This is a genomic window from Psychrobacter sp. Sarcosine-02u-2 (genome assembly GCF_002836335.1).
In the GTDB taxonomy this organism is placed as follows: Bacteria; Pseudomonadota; Gammaproteobacteria; order Pseudomonadales; family Moraxellaceae; genus Psychrobacter; species Psychrobacter faecalis.
Map to the genome: position 1 here is coordinate 1 of NZ_PJBX01000024.1, position 4,507 is coordinate 4,507.

Consider the following 4,507-nt stretch of genomic DNA (forward strand, 5'->3'; position numbering starts at 1 on the left):
TGTAGGGATGTTTAGAGAAGTTGCCGTTGTTTAATAAACCTTCGAATATGAGCCTTATTATGAAAATATATAAAGTAGGTCTACCGTTTATTGGCATGTCATCTTTGATGCTACTAATGTCACCTTTAGCAAACGCTGCTGAGATGTCGAACATGGATCATGGCAGTATGGACATGTCTGGTATGGATATGTCAGATATGGATCACAGCAGCATGGACATGTCTGGTATGGATATGTCAGATATGGATCACAGCAGCATGGATATGTCGGGCAATATGTCAGATATGGACCATAGTGGCATGGATATGTCAGGCGATATGTCGGATATGGATCATAGTGGTATGGATATGTCAGGCGATATGTCGGATATGGATCACAGTGGTATGGATATGTCAGGTGACATGTCAGATATGGATCATAGTGGCATGGATATGTCAGGCATGGACCATGGCAGTATGGATATGTCAGGCATGGACCATGGCAGTATGGATATGTCAGGTATGCAAGGTGGTAAAGCTCCAGCTGATGCTCGCAGTCCTGACTACTCGAACGGTGTTCCCTATGGTCGCTTTGGTAAGCCTGTGATGATGGATAGCTTACCGTTATGGGGCGTATCAGTAGACGATTTGGGCTATCAATTTGACGATGATCAAATCAATTATGAGTTTGATACGTGGTACGGTACAGACAGCAACCGCGTAACGCTACGTAGCGAAGGTAGTATCCAAACTAAAGATGATAAAGAAATTGATAGCTTAACCTCACTATCTTACTGGAAGCCACTTAGTATTTTTTGGAATGGGGAAGCCGGTGTTGCTTATGATACCGAAAATGATAAATCTGCCGTGATGGCTGGTATTGCAGGCACTGCACCTTACTTCATCGAAACCGATGCTAGAGCTTATTTATATACTGATGGGCAAGTTCGTCTAGATCTAGGTGCGGAGTATGAGTGGCGCTTAGATCAACATTGGGTAGTGATTCCAGAAGTAGAGCTGACGGCATTTAGCAAAGATGATACAGATAACCATATTACTAAAGGCTTTAATGAGTTTGGGGCTGACGTTAGGCTTACTTACGAGATGTTAAGTCGTCAGCTCGCGCCTTATGTGGGTATCAGCTATGAGACCGCTTTAGGCAACGCAAGAGATTTGCGACGTCAAGAAGACGAAGCTGTTGATTCTAGTAGCGTTACAGCTGGTGTGAAATTTTGGTTCTAGTGTTAACCATGTAAGTAACAACAGTTTATAACACTAGCTCTAAAAAAAGACACCTCTTTATTTAGGTGCCTTTTTACTAAATTAAGGACAAGAATATGAATAACCATATGGATAATAAACAGAAGCAAATGAACCCTTATGTAAAGTTCACAATCATGATTTTAACATCGACAGTCGTGATGTTTATCATGATGTATTTTAATACTTATCAATGGGATCACGTTTATTTTAGCGAAACCAGAGCTTATATGGCGTTATATATGGGCGCTATGATGGCTATTATTATGCTCGCCTTTATGACCAATATGTATAAAAAGACTAAGGTCAATCTAATGGTTTATGGGATTAGTGTCGTGCTATTTGCCTTTGGTTTATGGGGCGTTAGATCACAACAAACGGTCGATCAAGTGGATTGGATGCAGGCGATGATACCGCATCACTCGATTGCTATTTTGACCAGTTCGCGTGCTGATATCGAAGATCCACGTGTACGTCAGCTTGCTGATGACATTATCGAAGCACAAAAGCGTGAAATCGGTGAGATGCAAGCACTTATTGATGAGTTGGAATAATATATTATGATACCAATAAGTAAGCTCTTCTTTAAAAACTATTTACTATATCGCGTCTTTTAATTCTAACTATACCTACTCCTTACTTCAAAAATAACCTGTAAAACTGAAGTTCTACGAAGAAATAGATTAAGGTCGAATAAGTATGAAGCAAGATAGAACGACTCGCTATCAGAAGGATAGTTTGACATTATCAGGAACAGTTATGCTAGGTACCGGTGTCATGATCGGTGCTGGTATTTTCGCTCTGACCGGTCAGATGGCTCAGATGACGGGTTCGCTTTTCCCACTTGCTTTTCTAGCCGCCGCAATCGTTGTTTCTTTTAGTGCCTATTCTTATATCAAAATCTCTAACGCTTACCCGTCGGCTGGCGGTGTTGCAATGTACCTGCATCAGGCATACGGAGATCGTTTACCGACTGGATTTAATGCCCTGCTGATGTATTTCTCCATGGTTATAGCGCAGAGCTTTTTGGCCCGGACGTTCGGGTCATACACTATGCAGTTATTCGGTGGCGATGACAGCGGTCGCATGGTATCCATCCTTGGCGCCGCGCTTATTCTTGCTGCGTTCTTTATCAATTTACTTGGTAATCGTTGGATTCAGGGGGTTGCATCGGTTATCGGTATTATAAAAATTGTCGGTATTCTTATATTCGGGTTGGTTGGTATCTGGCTAGCTGATAGCTTTGCAGTTGATTCTTCTACATTAGATGACACTAATACTGTTGGTGACTTTCTTGGCGCAACGGCGCTAGGCATACTGGCATTTAAAGGCTTTACCACGATTACCAACAGTGGCTCGGAAGTAAAAAATCCTCATCGCAACGTCGGCCGTGCCATTGTAATATCAATCGCAATATGCGTAGTTATTTACACTCTAGTCGGTTTCGCGGTGTCTAGTAATCTATCTCTTGCCGAAATCATCGAAACTAAAGATTACTCCTTGGCTGCCGCCGCACGCCCAGCACTTGGCGACTATGGTCTATGGTTCACAGTTGCAATCGCAATGGTAGCTACCGCTGGCGGCCTCCTTGCTAGCATCTTCGCAGTCTCTCGTATGCTTGCTATGTTGACTGAGATGAAGCTGGTGCCTCATCGTCATTTGGGAATGCCGGGAAGCGTTCAAAAACATACGTTGGTCTATACTGTGGTGTTGGGTTTAGCTTTTACGACGTTATTTGACTTATCACGAATTGCAGCGCTTGGCATTGTTTTCTATCTAATTATGGATATCGCCATTCATTGGGGTGTTTTGCGATACCTTCGTCAGGATATAAAGGCGGTGATGTGGGTGCCTATAGTGGCCATACTTCTTGACCTGTTGGTTCTCGGCGGTTTTGTCTGGATTAAACTAAACTCAGATCCATTCGTACTTGGCGTAGCAGTCGTCACTATTGTAGTGATTGCTGTGGCTGAGCAGGTTTACCTGAAATCTTCAGCGAGGAAAAAAGCTATCGAAAAAGATACGCTTGCAGACCATCATTGACAGTAACATCAAAGAGTTTACAGAAAATTGTTTGGTTAAAAATTGCATAGATTTAAGCGTCTGCTTACTATCTTCAAGAATTGATTTCATGCAATACGATATTCATAAAGACAACAGGGAAAGTAAGCTATGAATGAGTCATTTAATCACGCTGGAACTTGGGGTCTCGCACTAATTGTTATTGTTCTGATTTCTTGGTTCTTTTACCGTTATTTCGCACCAAAGAACTGGCGTGAATGGGCGGGTGCTGGTGTAGTTCAGGCTTTCATTATTGCACTTTACGCAGAAATGTATGGCTTTCCGCTCACTATATATTTATTAGTACGGTTTTTTGGTTTGGACAGCCAATATGTCAGCGCTAGCTTATGGTCGACCCTTGTTGGTTTAGGTGAGACAGGCATGATGATCTCAATGCTACTCGGCTATGCTATTGCATTTTTAGGAGTCGGTCTTTTTGCTCAAGGTTGGCGCCAAGTCCACAAAGCACGAGGGGAAAATCGTTTAGTAACTGATGGACTCTATGCCTACGTACGTCATCCTCAGTACACCGGGTTGTTTATTGCACTGTTCGGTGAGGGTGTGGTGCATTGGCCAACTCTGTTTTCAATCGGTCTGTTTCCAGTGATTGTGCTTGTATACACATGGTTAGCTCGACGTGAGGAACGGCATATGTTTGAAGAGTTTGGTAAAGACTACCTTGCTTACAAACAGCAAGTGCCAATGTTTATTCCTCAATGGGGTCAATGGCGTCAACTTGCCGCCGCCGCACGAGTTAAAAAGTAATATCAATACAGGATAAAGCTTTAATTCATACAAATCCTTAGAGTTAGCATGGTTAGATACGATTGGTTATCTTGAGCTTGAACCACATCATACAATAGTGAGGATTACTAAGATGGTCAAATCAAACTTAACAACAAGTACTTTAAGGATTGCCCCTGTTGGCAATAGTGTATCGTTGTTTCTACTTATTAGTTATCTATTATGCATAGGGTTTGGTTTACTCGCACCCGAACAGATAGCGATGCAAGAAGCTTGGGCACCTCTACTACCTGGCTTTGAGTGGTTAACATGGACAGGTTTTCTAATTGGACTTGTAGAATCATATCTTTACGGTTGGTATTTCGCCATCTTGTTCGTGCCACTATATCGTTGGTTCGCCAAAGTGCGCTAAAGATATTGATATATTAACAGTCAGTAAACCTCTTCGGTTCGAGTAAAAATTA

At 42.2% G+C, this 4,507-nt stretch carries 5 protein-coding genes; all 5 read left to right on the forward strand.

Translation table 11 applies throughout. The features are described 5' to 3' along the window. Positions 1–59 precede the first annotated feature (59 nt). A complete protein-coding gene (locus tag CXF58_RS00885; RefSeq protein ID WP_102076290.1) occupies positions 60–1,220 on the forward strand; it encodes a copper resistance protein B in 1,161 nt (386 codons plus the stop codon). A 95-nt stretch (positions 1,221–1,315) separates the two neighbouring features. Further along, positions 1,316–1,792 carry a DUF305 domain-containing protein gene (locus CXF58_RS00890; protein WP_037059145.1) on the forward strand — a complete coding sequence of 159 codons (477 nt, stop codon included), beginning with the start codon at positions 1,316–1,318 and terminating at the stop codon, positions 1,790–1,792. Positions 1,793–1,937: 145 nt separating this feature from the next. Beyond that, positions 1,938–3,281, forward strand: a complete 1,344-nt coding sequence (locus CXF58_RS00895; RefSeq protein ID WP_068037337.1) for an APC family permease — start codon at positions 1,938–1,940, stop codon at positions 3,279–3,281. Positions 3,282–3,410: 129 nt separating this feature from the next. After that, a complete protein-coding gene (locus CXF58_RS00900) occupies positions 3,411–4,064 on the forward strand; it encodes a methyltransferase family protein (protein ID WP_068037334.1) in 654 nt (217 codons plus the stop codon). Between the two features lie 112 nt (positions 4,065–4,176). Next, on the forward strand, positions 4,177–4,455 hold the full coding sequence (locus tag CXF58_RS14115; RefSeq protein WP_102076292.1) for a DUF5676 family membrane protein: 279 nt from the start codon (positions 4,177–4,179) through the stop codon (positions 4,453–4,455). Positions 4,456–4,507 lie beyond the last annotated feature (52 nt).

What these genes read in the sequence shown, in the direction of transcription:
- CXF58_RS00885 (WP_102076290.1), top strand. Translation starts at nt 60, where the DNA reads ATGAAAATATATAAAGTAGGTCTACCGTTTATTGGCATGTCATCTTTG.
- CXF58_RS00890 (WP_037059145.1), top strand. Translation starts at nt 1,316, where the DNA reads ATGAATAACCATATGGATAATAAACAGAAGCAAATGAACCCTTATGTA.
- CXF58_RS00895 (WP_068037337.1), top strand. Translation starts at nt 1,938, where the DNA reads ATGAAGCAAGATAGAACGACTCGCTATCAGAAGGATAGTTTGACATTA.
- CXF58_RS00900 (WP_068037334.1), top strand. Translation starts at nt 3,411, where the DNA reads ATGAATGAGTCATTTAATCACGCTGGAACTTGGGGTCTCGCACTAATT.
- CXF58_RS14115 (WP_102076292.1), top strand. Translation starts at nt 4,177, where the DNA reads ATGGTCAAATCAAACTTAACAACAAGTACTTTAAGGATTGCCCCTGTT.